The following is a 15,878-nucleotide window of genomic DNA, read 5'->3' on the forward strand; positions in this document are numbered from 1 at the left end:
GAAACTCCCCCTGGATATACTGCTTATCCCAATGTCACTACAGGCGGTTCGTCTGTTTAATCATTTTTAAGAAATGTTCTTCTTTCGATTTGAATTCAAGCTCGCTGACTTTGCTTAAAATAAAATGGTATTTAGAGATTTCGCCGCTGATTTTTAAGCCTCTTAAAAAGGCATCCGCCGCCTGTCTGATTTCTGCTGTCTCCCGGGAGCTCTCAAACACGATGACGTTCCGGGTAACCTGTCTTGCGTTGTCGTTTGCGGCCAAGTGCGTAATTAAATCAAGCAGATTGTCGTAGTTGCTGGTTTTGGTGTTGTTGATTAAATCGACACTAATCAGAAAAACGCCCACTAAGCATCCCCCCTCGAAAGAATGAGCAGGCACATCTATGCCATTTTAGTGCCGGCCCGCAGAAAACCCCGTTTCCCCTCACACGGGGTCAGTCCTGCTTTGCCTGTTTCTTTTTCGCGTAAGCTGTCCAGCCGAGGTATATAACAATTAAAGCGGCAATTATGGAAGCCATTGTATTCCGCCTCCCGTCATTTGTTAAGCCTATTGTATCACAGGAAAATAGAGGAGGGGGTTGTCAAATACGCCTGCGGACTGCCTTTTGAACGTACAGCTAAAATGAAGAAGGCAAAGGGGCGGTTACTGTGAATTACGAACCAGGTATGCGCTTGTTCAGCGAGACGAGGAAGCAGTGGGGTGTAATGATGCTTCAAAATCACCATCAGGGACCGGAATGGTACTATATTAAATTTACGCCGGTCCGCTCGGGGTGGCATCATGAAAGCGATTTGTGGGAGGCAGGGGAGGTGTTCGCCTGCAGCTGGAAGCGTCACCGGGCCGGACAAATCTGATTGCGGCGGCGTCATTTTTTCTTAATTGGTGGTCGTTTTCCGTGATTAAATGTAAAATGGATGGCGGCGTTAAAAATTTGGGAGGGATCGTTATGTACACATCTATTATCTTTTTCATCGAAGACGGGGACCGGCTGATTGTGCCGAAGTCCAACGAGACCCCGAGCGTGGATGAAATTATTGAAAAGCTGAAAAAAGGAAAAAAGCAGGACCTGAAAATGTCCGAAGCATTCAGCGAATGGTTCAACACCGAAGTGGAATGCAAAAAAGTAACAAGCGTCAGCGTCAATTTCATTTAAGTGCGAGCATCTGCCTGCGGGCGGATGCTTTTTTCAATCGATTAAAAAAATTTCGGCGGATGGTTGTAAAAAAGACCATTCGGGTTCCTTTACTGTGTAGGACGGCAAAAAGCCGGCACCTACTCGCTTCAGGAAAGGATGATGAGCATTGGCACAAACATTGGGGCATCAGCTGATTACGTACGGGGAGGATCATCTCGGCACGCCATATGAATTCGGCGGCGACGGCACGGACACCTTTGACTGCAGCGGCTTTGTCCGCTACGTGATTGAGTACGTCACTGGCGAGATTATTCCGAGGACCGCAGCCAGCCAGTCGGAAACAGGCACGCCGATTTCAGACGAAGATCTGCGAACGGGAGATCTGCTGTTCTGGAAGAATACCCGCTCGGAGGATCTGAACCATAACGACGTGACCCATGTCGGCTTCTATGTGGATGGACAGACGTTTCTGGGCGCGCAGGGATCCACCGGAGTGGCATTCGCCGATTCCACGCGGGACTATTGGCAGTCGCGCTACGTCGGGGCCCGCCGTGTTGTCGACAGTACAGCGGGGCCGCTCACCAACGTCGGCGGAAAGGGAGACCTGCTCCGGGTGATTGCCAGCCAGGTGAATTACCGCAGCGAACCGTCCTGGGACAGCGAAGCCGTTGCGGGTAAAGTTACCGAAGGAGAGGCGTTTACAATTGAGCGCCGCGTGCCGATGGAGGAACGCTCGGATCTGTTTGAACTCCTGTCCGGCACGTATATTACGACGCATGAAAACTATGTGGAAGTGCTGCCTCAGAGTTAAGGGAGGCCGCTTCCACAAATAGAAAGCAGGCCCGGCATATGCTGCCGGGACCTGCTTTTATTTTTACTTTATTTACGTTTCACAGCCGACGCCGTCCCCGTCACGGTCCAGGTGGCCGCCGTAGCCCGGGTCGCCTTCGCGCACAGGGGCAGCTCCGGCTTCACGGGCAGCGTCGCAGTTTTCATAATAAACGTCTTCAGAGGAGCTTTCGCTGTCGGAGGATCCGGACTCTTCCGCAGAGCCGGAATCCCCGGAGGATTCCAGTGATTCGTCGTCCTGTTCCTCGTACCCGTCGTCGGTCACATAATCCTCGAGCGACCAGATGCCGATGCCGGCCGACCTTGCTTCCTCCTCTGCGGCTTCAAATTCGTCAAGATATTCGGTGTTTGGCGGATAGACGGCTACCCGGGCGAGGCCTTCCTCGATCAGCTGCTGGTTGAAGTTTTCACCATCGACGAATACGTAGGCAAGCAGCCGGCCGTAGTAGTCCCGTTCTTCGACGCCGAGCTCAAGCCGCACGTCTTCACCGTCCAGCTCGCTTGTCGTAAATTCTGTAGCTTCCGGGCCGAATGGCTGCACGCCCATCTGCGGGTGCTTCGTCTCCGGTGTGTCGACGAGAATGAGACGAATGCGTTCCTCGCCTCCTTCGTAGTCCACATCAATGGTGTCGCCGTCGACAACGTTGGTTACTGTCGCGTTAGTGTCTTCTTCATCAGAGTCGGACTGGGTGTCTGCTGCTTGCTCACCGTTGCTTTCACTGTCATCAGAGGAATTACCGTTAGATGCTTCTTCAGTGTCGCTGGCGTCCTCTTCATTCGAAGCGTCCTCCGGCTGTTCTTCTTCCGCTGTTTCGTCGTTTTCACTGCCGGAAGCGCCCTCGTCCTCCGCACTCTCGTCATTTTCTTCTGCCTGCTCTCCGGCGTCTGCAGCACCTTCCTCTTCTGATGCTTGTTCGCTCGTCTGTTCTTCCGATTCGTTACCGCCGCTCTCCTGGCCGGGCTCTTCGCTGCATGCAGTAAGAAAGAGCGTCAGCGCCAGGGTAAAGGACAAAAGCCTGACTGGTTTTTTCAATAGAATCACCCCGCTGCATAATTGGTTAGCATATAGATAGGAAATAGATGGACGTAATCTGCGTAAAAAGTAGCGGTTATTAGAGTTATTAACAGTGTACAAGAAAGCATGTGAAAAGAAAATAACTAATCCAGCAGTGCTTTTCGTTGCCTGTTTGCAACAGAATAAAACTACAATAAAAAGTATACGTTTTATATAGAGAAGGGGCTTTTTCCTCTGAGGCTGGAAGAGAACAAAAAGAACCCTGCGCCTGTGCAGCGCAGGGTTCGTCACCGATATTATTTCGGCAGGTAGTCGTTTCGCACAATCAGCACGTCGCAGGTGGCCCGCCGCACTAGGCTCTCCGAGACGCTTCCAAGAAATAGGCGCTCAGCGCGCCCCATCCCGGAGGAGCCGGCAACGATCAGGTCCGCTTCGAATTTTTTGGCTGCCTCGGTTGGAATCACTACCTTCGGCGCTCCGTATTCGACGGAAAAATCAATCGCCGAAATGTCTTCTGCGGCACTTAAATTCCGGTATTCCTCAAGCAGTTCTTTTCCGCGTTCCCTGTACATCTGAACAATATCCTCGGTATGGTATTCGGCCGACGAAATAAACGGCGTATTCAGCACGTACACAACCTGAACCCGGCTTTTTTCCCGTTTGGCAATGTCGAGCCCGGCATACAAAGCGCTGGTTGAGACCTCGGAGCCGTCAACAGCGATCAGAATAGAGCTGTACGGCTTTGGCGGCTCTTCTTTTTTGACAATCCAGACGTCGCATGAGGCGTGGCGCACGATGCTTGCGGCCACGCTTCCAAAAACCCTTTTTTCAAACGTACCGGCTCCCGAACCCCCGGAAAGAATCAGGTCGGCTCCGAACTCATGAGCTATTTCGCCGGGAATTAACGCTTTGGGAGGCCCTTCCTTCATAAATGTCAGAACGTTTTTCACGCCCTGATCCTCCGCGCTTTTTTTAGCACGGTCCAGAATGTCGGTGCCAATACGTTCCGACGCGCTTAACAGATCCGGGGACTCCCGGCGGAGCTCGCGGATATTGTGGTAATCGATAATATAGCAGAACGCGAGCGCGCTTCCATAGGTGAGGGCGGTTTCAATCCCTTTTTGAAGTGCGTATTCTGCTTCGTCCGAACCGTCGAGAGCGACGAGGATGCGTTCGTAGTGCAGTGCCATTGCAATCAGTCCCTTCTGGCTTTTGGTGGTGTGTCTATAGTTTAGCTCATTTTTTTCTTCCTGCGTGTGAGGAACCTCACATCCAACGGAGACTTTTCAATTTATACTGGCCTCATAAGCAGCTATAAGTGAAAACTATTCCAGCCTGAAGAGGCGTTGAAAATAAAGCACAAAGGAGTTTCGGTATGATGGATGGATTAAAGCAGATTGTCTGGAAGGAAATGCTGAATGAATGCGGCGGGGCCATTCCGCAAACCCTGCCGGAATTAAACGGAAGAGCGGAGCGAAACCAGGAAATCGCCTGCCTGCTTCCGTTTTATGTGTACTATTTTCATACGTATGAATGGCAGGAATACTCGTTAATGACAGAGCATGCGCTTCCGGGGACGCTGAACCACGCTGCCTTTATAGCGATCGACACGCCGTCGCTGCAGGCTTCGGCACAAATGAAGCGGTACTTTTACGGGCTGTCGTTTATCAGCAGGCTCCCGGCGGACGGGGAGACGGCGTTTACCCTGGAGGAATGGACGCTGCATGTATTCCGGAAATACTATTACTTAACGACAAAAGCAGCCCTTCCGGCCGGGGATGCGGCCGTAAAACAGAGGCGGACCGGCACGTGGACCTTCCGGGTTATGTAGGTACTGACGGCAAAAATGAGAGCGTTTGCGAAGCGTACAAGTAATAAAGGAGGACTGCTTGAATATGCAGAAGCACTACTACGAATATGCGGGAGAAAGCACGGCAGAAGTGAGGGAGGAGGAGTATATACGGTTTGTGTATATTTTTGACGAACCGGACCGGCGGGAGGAAGTGCTCTACATCGGCACGAGGGAAAATGTTCGAAAATGTGCCCGGGGGATAGACCTTTTAAATATCGAACTGGAGCTTGCGGACGCTGTCACGGTGGGAAACCGGACGTTTAAAATTATCGGAATTGAACGGGTGCCTCCGTGTGAAACGGTGGAGCGCACGTTCCAGGGCGGCATGGTGACGTATTATTTTTCGGAAGCGGATCTGCCGCTGTCCTGAAGGCTGAAAAAACGGGCAGAAAATAAACATACAAAGGAGATGCGATATGTATAAAACAATTCTTGCTGCTGTGGATCCATCCGAGGAAGCGAAACGGGCCGCCCGGACGGCTATGATGCTTGCCGGCAGGTTTGAGGCCACGCTTGTTTTCGCGCATGTGGTTAATGAACGGGATTTCAGTGCGTTTCAGTATTACGTGCCGTCAGCATGGGACGAGACGAAAAAAAAGAACGAAGCAATGCTGCAGCAGTACGCATCCGAAGCCGAACATGCGGGAGTGGTGAAGGTGGAGACGGTGCTGCGCTCCGGGGCACCCAAGTCGACAGTCCCAGCGGAGCTCGCCCCTGATTTCGGGGCCGACCTGATCGTTACCGGAGCTTCCGGCATGGGCACAGTGGAAAAATTAGTGATGGGGAGCGTATCGAGCGGTGTTCTCCGCCGGGCCAGGGAGGATGTGCTTATCGTCCGGAAGGAAAGCGAGGGCGGACATAAAAAAATTCTGATAGCCGTGGACGGCTCCGAGGAAGCGGCCCTGGCATTTGAAAAGGGCGTCCAGCTCGCGCTGCAGACGGAGGCGGAATTGTTTATCGTGCACGTGTACAACTCCAACCTGCTGTATTCTACCGTACTAAATACTGATGTGCAGAAGTTCATGGAGGACGATGACCGGAAAATGCTGGAGGATTACAAAACCCAGGCGGAGCGTCTCGGCGTCGCTAACGTAACGACGTCTCTGCTGTACGGCTCGGCAAAGCTGATTATTCCTCAGGAATACGCCGTGCAGCATGAAATTGATCTGATTGTGAGCGGAGCGTCCGGCAGGAACAGGACGGAGCGGCTGCTGCTTGGAAGTGTGGCGGAGGGTATTGCCCACCGGGCGATCTGTGATGTGCTGATTGTGCGGCAGCCGCTCGAGCATAGAGAGCAGTAGAATTATTTTCTGGAATGAATCAGCCCGGTTTGATAGGCGTACTCCACCAGCTCCTTCCGGGTTTTCATCGCGAGCTTTTCCATTAAATTAGTGCGGTGGGCCTCGACGGTTTTCACGCTGATCACGAGCGTCTCGGCAATTTCTTTATTGGCGTAGCCAAGCGTTATATAATAGAGCACCTCCCATTCCCTCGGGGAGAGCCTCTTCGGATTGCCGAAGGCAGGAGGTGTGTTATGGGCCTGCACCAGGGCCTTGAAGGAAGCAGAGGCGTAGCGGTTATGCCGGGCGGCCGCCCGGATGGCCCCGTATAAATCGTCCAGGGGATCGGTATGCAGCAGGCACCCGGTGGAGGCGCGTTCGTACACCTGCTGCAGGAAAGCAGGCGTTTCCTCCCCGGAGACTAGAAAAACGGCCGGAAGCAGAGGGCGTTCGAAGATAGCTGCTTCCGGTGAAAGCGTGCCCGCATCAATGACATAGACGGGCTTGCGGCCTCCGGTTGGTAAAGCCTCTGCAGACGGCCATCCGGCTGTTTCCTTAATGACGGTACAGTCAGGAGCTTCTTCGAGCAGTATTTTTAACGCTTTCTGGTAGATCGGACGTCTGCTTACTAAAACGATCGAAATCATGCGCTCACCTTCTTACGCTGGGGTTAGGCGTTCTTGGACGGAGCCTTTCGGGAATACATGCCTATAGCATTAACCATCAAGTGTAAAAAAAACAGGAGAAAATAATTAAGGGTTTTCCCTTATATTTTTTAGAAAACTCCTTTGATAGTATCATGGTAATACTATCGAAGGAGATGGAAATAATGAGCAGGCCCCTTCAAAGTCTCCCCGTGAACGAGAAGCCGAGCGGATCTTTTGCAAGTATGCTTTCTCCTGAAGAGTTTGACCGTTTTCAGGAGCGCACGCAGCTGGCGCACAAACGGGCCGGAACGTACCTGTATTTAGAAGGAGACCCTTCTGATTATTTCTATTTTCTCTACGAAGGAACCGTGAAAATTCAAAAAAGCACAAGTGACGGAAAAGAATTAACAATTACGCTGCTTGGAAGCGGAGACCTGGCCGGTGAATATGGCAATCTGAATGCGGTGCGCCATGATTTTTCGGCGAAGGTCTCAGCCGCCAGTACGATAGGTGTAATTAAAAAAACAGAAATGGAGGCATTAATTAAAGAATCCGGCGCCTTTTCCCTCAAGATGATGCAGTGGATGGGCAGCAACACGTTAAAGGAGCAGTCAAAATTCCGGGATCTGCTGCTGTACGGAAAAAATGGCGCCCTGGCCTCAACCCTGATCCGCCTCAGCACAACGCACGGCAGGGAGGTGGAGAGCGGCACCATCCTGCAGCTGAAGCTGACCAACACTGAGCTCGGAGAATACATCGGCTTATCCCGGGAGGGCGTGAACCGCTGCCTGAACGAGTGGAAAAAGGCCGGCATCATTTCCTATGAGAACGGCCTCATTGTTATTCATAACATGCTCTATCTGCGCAGGCTGTGCAACTGCCCGCTTGACAACCTTTGCTCCAGTGAAATATGCCGTCTTTAGCCACGCCAAACGTCATAAAATCATGGTCCCCCGGTGCCTTTTTCAGGCGCCGGGTTTTTGGCGTTTCCGGGATTATAACCGTACGACCATCACACTGCAGTCGGCATTTTTTGTAATATGCTCGGAAACGCTGCCAAGGAAAATTTTCTCGACGGCATTTAATCCGGTAGCGCCCGTGATAATTAAATCGACGTTGTATTTTGGCACAATATCCCGTGGAATAGCTGTTTTCGGTGATCCGTATTCGATGTCAGCCACCACATTCGTGATACCAAACTCCTCCGCCTGTTTTTTGTACTTGTCGAGGAGCTGGCGCGCTTCGTCCTCCACTTCACCGATGAGTGAGGAGTCATAGTTACTCATCGGGCGGTATGAGTTACGGTTGATGACGTGGGTGATTACAAGCTGCGACCCCTGTGATTTGGCAAGCGGAAGAGCTGTTTCAAATGCGTAATCTGCCTCTTCAGAGCCGTCCACAGCAACTAAAATAACGTCCATTGTATGCATGATATGCCTCCTAAAGAAATTATTGTGTTTTCACTGCGTACTTCTAGCTGGTAAGCATATTTTCCTTTTAACGAACGCAAAAATTGTCCTGGGACCGATTAAGAGACGGTGCTGCCGGGAATTAAAACAAATAAAAGCTCGCTGGAGGTGCGTTAACGTGCTGATCGTTATTTCGGCAGAAACAGGCCATATGATCGAGATGGAAATCAGCGGAAAGATAACAGAGCACGATTATGAAACGTTCGGGAAATCGTTTGACGCCGTGAAGCAGGACGACACTCCGCTCAATCTGCTTGTAGTGGTGACGGACTGGAAAGGAATGACGCCACAGGCGGTTATGGAGGACCTGAAGTGGCTGAGGCGCATAAAGGAATTTCAAAAAATGGCGATTGTCAGTGATGAAAAAGGCATCAAAGCAGTGGAATCCTTTGGTAAGCTTCTGCCTGGAGTGGAAACAAAGCATTTCGGGCAGACAGAAAAGAAACAGGCACGGAAATGGCTGGCACGCTGACCAGTACCGCTTTTATTCATATAATATGATTATGTTAACTAAAATTATTGATCGAATTTCAGCCGTCGCAGAAAAAGGATTACCCCGGCAGTAAAAGCGGGTAAAAGTGACTAACGGCTATAATACGCACGTCAAAGGAGGCACCAACGTGAATAAAAAGCAGAAAAAACAGCTGGATAATTTAATTATCGAATATTTGAAGGACAGGGGAAAATCCCACGAACTAAAGGTGGCAGACGAGCTGTCGGAGCGGTTCGAAGGAAAGCTCCATGCTGCGACAGTACTTGTGAGAATCGACAGAATGAAAAAAAGCAATGAACTGCGTCATGAGGCCAAGGCTGTCCATGACACGATCGTCTGGGCAAAAAAACTGTAGTTTCATCACAAAAACTGGCGATCCCGGTTTTTAACCCGGCTATAACAGGGAAAGACGGGAATAGAAAGAATGGCAGATGAAAGCTTTGCTGCCTCACAGCATATGGAGGAGGACAATAGGAATGGAAAAACTGGAATTCCAATTTATAACATGTGATAAACGGGGAGAAATCCCGATAGAAAGCGGCATATTGACGATCGAAGACGACAATACATGGCAGGCGGAACTGATTAATTTTACCGGAGGCATGGATTTGTTTTCGGATCAGGGCAACGAGTTCCGGATTAAGGATAACAGCCTGGTGGAGTATGAAGGAAAAGGCAAGGCCTCAAAAACAGGCGATGAAGAAGCAGAAGGAAATATTGTTATTAAAGGCCAGGGGAAAATTAGCAAGTACTAATAAAGCATCCCGCCCGGGGTGCTTTTTCCATGAACATGCCGTCCTTAAAGGAGGAATTTTTATGGACACGTATTATAACCATCCTGAATACCGTCCGTTTTTCCCGAACGCACTGAACGCTTCGCATTCCATAGAAATAATGGATTTTGACGGGCTTGCCCTGCTTATTCAGATGACCGATGGGGCAGTGGAGTCGACACACCGGCCGGATAAAGCGAACCTGCTGCACTGGCTGTGGGATACCGGGGTCGATTATTTGGAAAAAAATGATCCCGGCGACCGTCAGCGGATGGTAATTACAGAAAAAGATCTGGATAACGGCAAGTTGATTACTCCCTATGAAAATCTTCTGAAAGAATTCGAAGCTTCCGGATACTGACCAGCAGCTTAAAAAAATTTCCCCCAGGAGGTAAATATGTCATTTCGAAATTCAATAGGAAAAAATGTTAGAATCGCCCTCGCAGATATAGCAAAAGAAGATAAGGTTCTGCAATTGATTCTTGCGCCTAAAACGATGGAAAAGTTTATTATCGTCAAAATCGATTCCATCGATGAAATGGGCATATGGATCGAACACGAAATTGAAGCCGAGCTCGATGAAGATGAAGACGGGGAAAAGCTGCTGCAGACACAGCGCGAGAAAAAGTTTGTCCGCTCAAAATTCTTGATCAAGTGGCACTACATCGAAGGGGCCTACGCGCCGCTTGACGATGACGTGAACAGCAAAATGAAATTTCTGCGCTAAAGGGAGGACTCTTACATGGACGATTGGATTCATCAATTATCAAGCACGGCCCGCCAGAATAAAAAACAGGCGTCCACCGTGGAGGAAGAAAAACAGATGGAAAGCATACGCGCCTGCTCCGAGGAGCTTACAGGCATGTTCGATGAATTAATGGGAACCATTAACGGCCGGTCGGATTTAAAAGTAGAAAAAGTAAAAAGCAACAAGCATGTAAAATATTTTTACGGCGTTTCCGAGCTTATTATTGAGACCGGCGAGGTGTTCACCCGTAAAGGCTTTCTGGAAATGAGCTTTAAAATCCGTATCAACGACTCTGCCTACAACGTCAGCGACGTCCGTCCCCGCAGTGCTTATCTGAAGGACTTGAATACCTGCAGATGGGAAACGGAAACAGGCACTGTTTTTAATGAAGAACAGGCATCGATGTTATTTAAGCAGGCTCTGCTTCCTTATATAGAAGAATAAAAACAACAGTTGCAGTCCGGATATATTCCGGGCTTTTTTTGTGACTTTATTTCGATATGTGTAGTTTAAAAACAATACCATGTAGTAAAATGCAGCGCTTTGTATCAACACATAAAACAACGGAATATATACAGCGATGAAAAATGCTGGATCAGGTTAAAAAGAACCAGAAAATAAATTCTGTAATTTTAGAAAAATAATAGTACTTTATTACTTGAAATTGAAGTATTATAAAGGAGAGGGGGATAAACGATGGCTACCGTGTATGTCAACCGTCATGTCCGTTATGTGCAGGTACTGTTAAGCGATGAGGGGAGTCTTTTGCACTGTTTAACCTGGGAAACCGATGACGGATTTGTCTTTGACATCCACGCGCTTGATGACAGCTCGTTTTCCCCGAAGTACGACAGGATTTATATGCCATTTGACCAGGAAACAATGACGCTTCACGGAAACACATATATTTTATATTAACCATCCGTATGCTGATAATAAATGAAGGGTGTTCAGTGTTTCTGGACGTTTTTTGTATTTTAAAATATACACTACAATATGTTGTATGAAATAATTATTTGTAGTGATGTAGTTGTCCTGAAATCCTTTTTGTTTCTTTTTATATACATTTGTACTGGAGCAGAATCAATGTAATTTCAAAAGGGTGCCGCATGTATACCGCGTTGGTAACGTTTGTTTCCTATGCAATAGGGCGGAGGAGTGTTATGCTTTGGGTGGAACAGAAGTTGAAAGGAGCATGCGCTATCTCTCAATTTTCTTATGTGATCGATGAAGAAGGAAATGAAGTGTTCGTAGGGACTAAAGAAGACATTAGGGAAAAATTTCCGGCTAAAGAAAAGCATATTTTTAACACTGAAGAGGAATTGCTCAAAGGCATACGGGATTTTCGGGAAAACGAACGAATCATATCTGTCGTAAGCGACCTGCCGGTGTTAAATGAACAGTGGAAAGAGAAGGACAATATGTAACATGATTCGTTCAGGCCGGGACCGGACCGGGGGGATTTTTTTATTACTTACAGGGGGACCGGACTTTTTCCAGGAAGTCCGGTTTTTTATTAGGTGGGGGAGTATTAAAGGCATTGGCGTAGTATAATGAATAAAGCACCTCCCAGTCTTTGTCAGAGAGGAAGATGATGATGGACAAAAAAAGAAATACCGCCTGGCTGCTGGCTCCGCTGCTTTTGCTTCAGGCCTGGTGGCTTTACCGGGAAGCCGAAAAGCAGGGCAAAGCCAAATGGAAGTGGGGTCTGTGGGGATTAACACAGTTTCCGACCCCGGCAGTGGCTTTTTACGTCATTCATAAATGGAAGAAGTAAGCCCGGCTGCTGCTCTTCCGAGGTTTCAAACCGGCGTCGAGGTGTAATAGCATAAAAAGAAGCCGGGAATTCTGCCGGCACATGCAGCACCTATTAGAGTGAAGGGGCGACAAAAATGAAACAGGAAACCCAGGAAATTAACGAAATTGTACTCGACGAATCGGAGCTGCGATTTGAGTCTGCATACTTGTATCTCGAAACGTCCGATCCGGACCGGATCGGGGAAAGCGCCTGGACGATGGCCATTTATAATGCAGAACAGGAGTTTTCCGAAGAGTTTATCAATCGAAACAGCATCAGTATACGGTTCAAAACTGAAGAAGCAGAGTATCAGGGGCTCGTTCAATTTAAAAACATTGAAGGCGGCGGGAAGAAGCATTGCCACCTCGATGGTCTTGATGAACTGGTGCAGATATAAAGCAGGTATGACAACGGGTGACAGCGGAAGCTGGCGCCTGTTTTTTTATATGCACGAAAACCGGAAATCGGGGGAACGTTTAATACGTGCGAATTCGGGGATTATAGCTGTGAAAAGATGCTCAAAGATTGGAAAGGAGAGAAAGTCATGAGTCCGAGAAAAGAAGCAATGGCCCAGCTGGCCGGAAGAGTCGAGCGGGGGGAAATCGGCGCCGAATGGTCGCCGGTGGATGAAATCGAGCAGGATCGTTTTCAGGAGCTTGCGGAGCATGGATATGTTACGTATGACGATGCCTCCGGAGAAAAAGACCAGGCGGTTTACAGCGGTATTAAAATCACAAAAGAAGGCCGCGAGCTTTATGAAGAATACAAACGGCAGGTAGACGAATAGAAATTAACGCATCCCGCGGGCGGTTTTATACAAGCCGCCCTTTTAAAAGAATGAAATTCAGGAGGACGCGATGCCGACACTAGCACTAGAAGCTGTTAAAACAGTCTCCACAAATGAAGTTATTCAGGTAAATGAAGGTCACCTTCAGGCAGGCGGTGGACCGCTTGAACGCTGGACCGTTTCCATTACAGACTGCGACAACGAGGAATTTTTCCACCAGGCATTCGACAGTGCTTCTCCTGCGCTGGATTTATATTTTTACACCAGGGAAGGGTTCCAGTTTGGCGGACAGGCCTACATCACCCGGTCGGATCAGAAAAGCATAGAGCTTGAAGGAAGCAGTGCCCTTCAGGAACAATCGTAATCGAATAAAAGGAGGATGATGATGACACAGGAAGCGGATTTTTCCCAGGAAGGGCTGAAAGGCTACCACGTACGCCCGCTTCATTTTGCCGGGGAATCAGTCGAAGTGTATCAGGACGAAGAACTCGTGCTGCTCGTCCAGGTGACCACCTCGGCGATGGCAGCCGAAGCGAGTTTAAAGGAAGAAAACGTACCAGACTGGCTGTGGAGCATCGGCCTGGATTATCTGAAACAGGAAGCACCGACGGAAAGGAAGCGTCTTGTCATTACCGTGCAGGACGTGACGGACGGAGAAATAAACAAAACGTACGACAATTTATTGAGAGATTTCGAAGCGCCCTCGAGCTGAGAGGGTGCTTTTTGTTTTTATTTATATAGAAGAAAATGGCTAAAGGCTTCTTTTCCGGCAGGCAGAGAGAGAAACGGTTTTCACTCATTTGGGAAGGAAATTCTTTCGGAAAAAAACGGCCGGGTGTCTTCTCGAACCGAAAAAACTGTGGTATAAATAAGTGGAGGGGGTGGATGACAGTGGCTTTAGTGGAATTCAAATGCAGAACGCAGCCGCAGGTGACCTATAGCAGTGACGGTCATGAAATTCATTACAAGGTGATTGAATACGCCGATGGCTATGAAGTGGTGCTTCATTCGATGAGTGATTTTCAGCCGGCCGATGAAAAACTGTTATTTCATCAGGGAAGTCAGGTCATTCACGCCAAAGAGCATACTTACGTATTAGATACCTGCGATTGTGTGTACAGCGGTGAACCCGATGAAACCATCGATCATTCGATCTGTCACAAACCGTATTCTAAATCCATGTAAACAAACGCTAAGCGGAGCTTTCCTTCCCGGGAGGCTCTTTTTTGTGGCGGACGCAGGTACAAAAAATATTCTGGAAAATAGAAAGGGGCATACAAATGCTGCACTTTGAAAAGAAGGATCTTCACAATTTAAACCACGCGGAGGCGCCGTATGTATCCATTTACCAATACGGAAAAACGGACATCAGCAGCCATCCATCCGACAGCAGCCGGGTGGGGCTCTCCAAGCAGGGCATGATGAAGCTGGTGAATTACTGGATTGAAGAAGGCAACCTTGATGATAACGACAAGCAGCAGATTAAAGAGTGGCTCGACCAGTAACCCTTCAGGAGACGGGGAAGAAATTCGGGTTTAGCAGCAAAGGTGCAGGGAAAAGGAATCACAATTCACCAATAGAAAAACGAACTTCAGGCACGCATCGGCGCCGAAGTCGTTAAAGGGGGAATCGTGATGGCACGCCTGCTTGACTTTTACCACGGACCGTATGAAGGCAGCCCGGGAGAGTCTGAACATTTTAATGGACCGGTGCTTCACATCTTTGAGGGCGACCAGCTGCTGCTGTCGATGCAGATTACGGCAGAAGCGCTGGGGAAAAATGAACTGAACGTAGACATGACAACGGTGTATGAATGGCTCTGGCACCGGGGGCTTGAATTTATCGAACAGGAAAATATTACGTCAGCCACAGTGATAGTGATTACGGATAGAGATGTTGAAGGAAATAAAATTGTTACGTCGTACCGGACGCTTGCGTGCCGAGCATAATAGAAACGGGGCCGCCTGCTTCATTAAAGCAGGCGGCCCCGTTTATGTGATTAAAAGATGGTGCGGAAAACGCCGGTGACTCTGCCGAGTATCGTACAGTTTTCTAAAATGATCGGGTCCATGGTGGCATTTTCAGGCTGCAGGCGAATAAAGTTTTCTTCTTTATAAAACCGTTTGACCGTTGCTTCCATTTCATCGGTCATAGCGACAATAATATCGCCGTTATCAGCGGTCTGCTGTTTTTGAACGACAACAAGATCCCCGTCAAAAATGCCGGCCTCTATCATGCTGTCCCCCTGAATGGTAAGCATGTATACCTGTTCTTCGTCGGTCACCATGCGCTCCGGAAGAGGGATGTATTCTTCTACATTTTCCACCGCAGTGATAGGTTCCCCGGCCGTGACTTTACCGATCACCGGCACGTACACAGCTTTGCTTTCGTGAATCGGCTCGCTGCCCTGGTCTTCAAGCTCAAGCACTTCAATTGCCCGCGGCTTAGTCGGGTCGCGGCGGATTAAATTTTTGTTTTCAAGACGGGCGAGGTGCCCGTGCACCGTTGAACTCGAGGCGAGCCCCACGGCTTCTCCGATCTCCCGGACCGAAGGCGGATAGCCTTTTTCTTTTACTTCTTCTTTTATATAATCAAGAATTTGCTGCTGGCGCTTGGATAGCTTCATCTCCGCACCTCCTTTTGAGGAATTTTTCTGAGTAAAGTATAGCATGAGGGGAACAAAAACGCAAACACCCGTTCTAATATTTCTGTTGACGGGAACAGGTATTCTGGTATACTGGATGAATATAAGAACATACATTCTCATTCAGGGGGAACATGCATATGAATAAACTCAAAACCTTCACTTCAACGGACTGGACGATGCTTGCCTTATTTGCATTCGCGCTTTTATTTTTGGTATATTCAGCGGACGCTTCGATCACTCCGGACACGCTGGGCGGCACGGAAGCAGACCGGCCGGCAGAAATCGTCTATGAACAGGAGCATCCGGTTTTGAAGGACAGGCCGGGGTATCAGGAACAGCCGTGGGAACGAACGGTTTCGTTTGACGCTGCCGAACAGTAAA

30 protein-coding genes are annotated in these 15,878 nt (G+C 48.9%); 24 read left to right on the plus strand and 6 right to left on the minus strand.

Annotated features, from left to right (window positions below):
* Positions 1-37 precede the first annotated feature (37 nt).
* On the minus strand, positions 38-349 hold the full coding sequence (locus ACTRXH_RS03780; protein WP_474280643.1) for a hypothetical protein: 312 nt from the start codon (positions 347-349) through the stop codon (positions 38-40).
* A 302-nt stretch (positions 350-651) separates the two neighbouring features.
* Between ACTRXH_RS03780 and ACTRXH_RS03785 the strand changes: the two genes are divergently transcribed.
* The 3 genes from ACTRXH_RS03785 (at position 652) to ACTRXH_RS03795 (ending at position 1,950) form a co-directional block, all read left to right on the plus strand.
* Entirely contained in the window at positions 652-858 is a 207-nt protein-coding gene (locus tag ACTRXH_RS03785) for a hypothetical protein (RefSeq protein ID WP_474280645.1), read from the plus strand.
* Between the two features lie 92 nt (positions 859-950).
* On the plus strand, positions 951-1,157 hold the full coding sequence (locus ACTRXH_RS03790) for a hypothetical protein (protein WP_079476428.1): 207 nt from the start codon (positions 951-953) through the stop codon (positions 1,155-1,157).
* A gap of 148 nt (positions 1,158-1,305) precedes the next feature.
* Positions 1,306-1,950, plus strand: a complete 645-nt coding sequence (locus tag ACTRXH_RS03795) for a C40 family peptidase (protein WP_474280647.1) — start codon at positions 1,306-1,308, stop codon at positions 1,948-1,950.
* 72 nt (positions 1,951-2,022) lie between these two features.
* Here ACTRXH_RS03795 and ACTRXH_RS03800 read toward each other — a convergent pair whose 3' ends face one another.
* Together ACTRXH_RS03800 and ACTRXH_RS03805 are read right to left on the minus strand one after the other, a co-directional pair.
* The gene (locus tag ACTRXH_RS03800; protein ID WP_474280649.1) at positions 2,023-3,021 is read right to left on the minus strand and encodes a thermonuclease family protein; all 999 of its coding nucleotides are present in this window, start codon (positions 3,019-3,021) and stop codon (positions 2,023-2,025) included.
* Between the two features lie 278 nt (positions 3,022-3,299).
* Positions 3,300-4,193 carry a universal stress protein gene (locus ACTRXH_RS03805; protein ID WP_474280651.1) on the minus strand — a complete coding sequence of 298 codons (894 nt, stop codon included), beginning with the start codon at positions 4,191-4,193 and terminating at the stop codon, positions 3,300-3,302.
* A gap of 185 nt (positions 4,194-4,378) precedes the next feature.
* On the opposite strand from ACTRXH_RS03805, the gene ACTRXH_RS03810 reads away from it, so the two are divergent.
* The 3 genes from ACTRXH_RS03810 (at position 4,379) to ACTRXH_RS03820 (ending at position 6,156) form a co-directional block, all read left to right on the plus strand.
* On the plus strand, positions 4,379-4,834 hold the full coding sequence (locus ACTRXH_RS03810; RefSeq protein WP_474260798.1) for a hypothetical protein: 456 nt from the start codon (positions 4,379-4,381) through the stop codon (positions 4,832-4,834).
* Positions 4,835-4,898: 64 nt separating this feature from the next.
* On the plus strand, positions 4,899-5,225 hold the full coding sequence (locus ACTRXH_RS03815) for a hypothetical protein (RefSeq protein ID WP_474280653.1): 327 nt from the start codon (positions 4,899-4,901) through the stop codon (positions 5,223-5,225).
* Positions 5,226-5,271: 46 nt separating this feature from the next.
* Positions 5,272-6,156 (plus strand): universal stress protein, encoded by an 885-nt coding sequence (locus tag ACTRXH_RS03820; protein ID WP_474280655.1) that lies wholly within the window; start codon positions 5,272-5,274, stop codon positions 6,154-6,156.
* Positions 6,157-6,158: 2 nt separating this feature from the next.
* On the opposite strand, the gene ACTRXH_RS03825 is transcribed toward ACTRXH_RS03820, so the two are convergent.
* Positions 6,159-6,782 carry a response regulator transcription factor gene (locus tag ACTRXH_RS03825; RefSeq protein WP_474280657.1) on the minus strand — a complete coding sequence of 208 codons (624 nt, stop codon included), beginning with the start codon at positions 6,780-6,782 and terminating at the stop codon, positions 6,159-6,161.
* Positions 6,783-6,964: 182 nt separating this feature from the next.
* Here ACTRXH_RS03825 and ACTRXH_RS03830 point away from each other — a divergent pair, with 182 nt between their 5' ends.
* Complete coding sequence (locus ACTRXH_RS03830) at positions 6,965-7,705, plus strand: Crp/Fnr family transcriptional regulator (RefSeq protein ID WP_474280659.1); 741 nt, start codon at positions 6,965-6,967, stop codon at positions 7,703-7,705.
* A gap of 72 nt (positions 7,706-7,777) precedes the next feature.
* Here the strand turns inward: ACTRXH_RS03830 and ACTRXH_RS03835 are convergent, their stop codons facing one another.
* Complete coding sequence (locus tag ACTRXH_RS03835) at positions 7,778-8,212, minus strand: universal stress protein (protein WP_474280661.1); 435 nt, start codon at positions 8,210-8,212, stop codon at positions 7,778-7,780.
* 157 nt (positions 8,213-8,369) lie between these two features.
* On the opposite strand from ACTRXH_RS03835, the gene ACTRXH_RS03840 reads away from it, so the two are divergent.
* The 16 genes from ACTRXH_RS03840 to ACTRXH_RS03915 all read left to right on the plus strand — a co-directional run bounded on the left by ACTRXH_RS03840 (position 8,370) and on the right by ACTRXH_RS03915 (position 14,799).
* Entirely contained in the window at positions 8,370-8,723 is a 354-nt protein-coding gene (locus ACTRXH_RS03840) for a SpoIIAA family protein (protein ID WP_474280663.1), read from the plus strand.
* A gap of 148 nt (positions 8,724-8,871) precedes the next feature.
* Positions 8,872-9,099, plus strand: a complete 228-nt coding sequence (locus ACTRXH_RS03845; protein ID WP_474260805.1) for a hypothetical protein — start codon at positions 8,872-8,874, stop codon at positions 9,097-9,099.
* Positions 9,100-9,220: 121 nt separating this feature from the next.
* Positions 9,221-9,499, plus strand: a complete 279-nt coding sequence (locus ACTRXH_RS03850; protein WP_474260806.1) for a hypothetical protein — start codon at positions 9,221-9,223, stop codon at positions 9,497-9,499.
* A gap of 61 nt (positions 9,500-9,560) precedes the next feature.
* Positions 9,561-9,878 carry a hypothetical protein gene (locus tag ACTRXH_RS03855; RefSeq protein WP_474280665.1) on the plus strand — a complete coding sequence of 106 codons (318 nt, stop codon included), beginning with the start codon at positions 9,561-9,563 and terminating at the stop codon, positions 9,876-9,878.
* 36 nt (positions 9,879-9,914) lie between these two features.
* Positions 9,915-10,244, plus strand: coding sequence for a hypothetical protein (locus ACTRXH_RS03860; protein ID WP_474277693.1), 330 nt, complete (start codon positions 9,915-9,917; stop codon positions 10,242-10,244).
* A 15-nt stretch (positions 10,245-10,259) separates the two neighbouring features.
* Positions 10,260-10,709: a hypothetical protein gene (locus ACTRXH_RS03865; protein WP_474280667.1), complete on the plus strand. Its 450-nt coding sequence runs from the start codon at positions 10,260-10,262 to the stop codon at positions 10,707-10,709.
* A gap of 252 nt (positions 10,710-10,961) precedes the next feature.
* Positions 10,962-11,183 carry a hypothetical protein gene (locus ACTRXH_RS03870; protein WP_462867031.1) on the plus strand — a complete coding sequence of 74 codons (222 nt, stop codon included), beginning with the start codon at positions 10,962-10,964 and terminating at the stop codon, positions 11,181-11,183.
* A 245-nt stretch (positions 11,184-11,428) separates the two neighbouring features.
* The gene (locus ACTRXH_RS03875; RefSeq protein WP_474280669.1) at positions 11,429-11,692 is read left to right on the plus strand and encodes a hypothetical protein; all 264 of its coding nucleotides are present in this window, start codon (positions 11,429-11,431) and stop codon (positions 11,690-11,692) included.
* 170 nt (positions 11,693-11,862) lie between these two features.
* Positions 11,863-12,042 (plus strand): sigmaY antisigma factor component, encoded by a 180-nt coding sequence (locus ACTRXH_RS03880; RefSeq protein WP_474280671.1) that lies wholly within the window; start codon positions 11,863-11,865, stop codon positions 12,040-12,042.
* 115 nt (positions 12,043-12,157) lie between these two features.
* Positions 12,158-12,460 (plus strand): hypothetical protein, encoded by a 303-nt coding sequence (locus tag ACTRXH_RS03885; RefSeq protein ID WP_474280673.1) that lies wholly within the window; start codon positions 12,158-12,160, stop codon positions 12,458-12,460.
* A gap of 147 nt (positions 12,461-12,607) precedes the next feature.
* On the plus strand, positions 12,608-12,850 hold the full coding sequence (locus ACTRXH_RS03890; protein ID WP_022792118.1) for a hypothetical protein: 243 nt from the start codon (positions 12,608-12,610) through the stop codon (positions 12,848-12,850).
* Positions 12,851-12,920: 70 nt separating this feature from the next.
* Positions 12,921-13,214 (plus strand): hypothetical protein, encoded by a 294-nt coding sequence (locus ACTRXH_RS03895; RefSeq protein ID WP_474260814.1) that lies wholly within the window; start codon positions 12,921-12,923, stop codon positions 13,212-13,214.
* Positions 13,215-13,235: 21 nt separating this feature from the next.
* The gene (locus ACTRXH_RS03900; RefSeq protein ID WP_474280675.1) at positions 13,236-13,562 is read left to right on the plus strand and encodes a hypothetical protein; all 327 of its coding nucleotides are present in this window, start codon (positions 13,236-13,238) and stop codon (positions 13,560-13,562) included.
* A 173-nt stretch (positions 13,563-13,735) separates the two neighbouring features.
* Positions 13,736-14,035, plus strand: a complete 300-nt coding sequence (locus ACTRXH_RS03905) for a hypothetical protein (protein WP_474260816.1) — start codon at positions 13,736-13,738, stop codon at positions 14,033-14,035.
* 95 nt (positions 14,036-14,130) lie between these two features.
* Positions 14,131-14,355, plus strand: a complete 225-nt coding sequence (locus tag ACTRXH_RS03910; protein WP_322525010.1) for a hypothetical protein — start codon at positions 14,131-14,133, stop codon at positions 14,353-14,355.
* Between the two features lie 129 nt (positions 14,356-14,484).
* Positions 14,485-14,799, plus strand: coding sequence for a hypothetical protein (locus tag ACTRXH_RS03915; protein ID WP_474280678.1), 315 nt, complete (start codon positions 14,485-14,487; stop codon positions 14,797-14,799).
* Between the two features lie 50 nt (positions 14,800-14,849).
* Here ACTRXH_RS03915 and lexA read toward each other — a convergent pair whose 3' ends face one another.
* A complete protein-coding gene (gene lexA / locus ACTRXH_RS03920; RefSeq protein WP_022792125.1) occupies positions 14,850-15,476 on the minus strand; it encodes a transcriptional repressor LexA in 627 nt (208 codons plus the stop codon).
* A 158-nt stretch (positions 15,477-15,634) separates the two neighbouring features.
* Here lexA and ACTRXH_RS03925 point away from each other — a divergent pair, with 158 nt between their 5' ends.
* Positions 15,635-15,877 (plus strand): hypothetical protein, encoded by a 243-nt coding sequence (locus tag ACTRXH_RS03925; protein WP_474260820.1) that lies wholly within the window; start codon positions 15,635-15,637, stop codon positions 15,875-15,877.
* Position 15,878: the final 1 nt, after the last annotated feature.

Source organism: Marinococcus sp. LNHM5E3-2.1 (assembly GCF_056034365.1).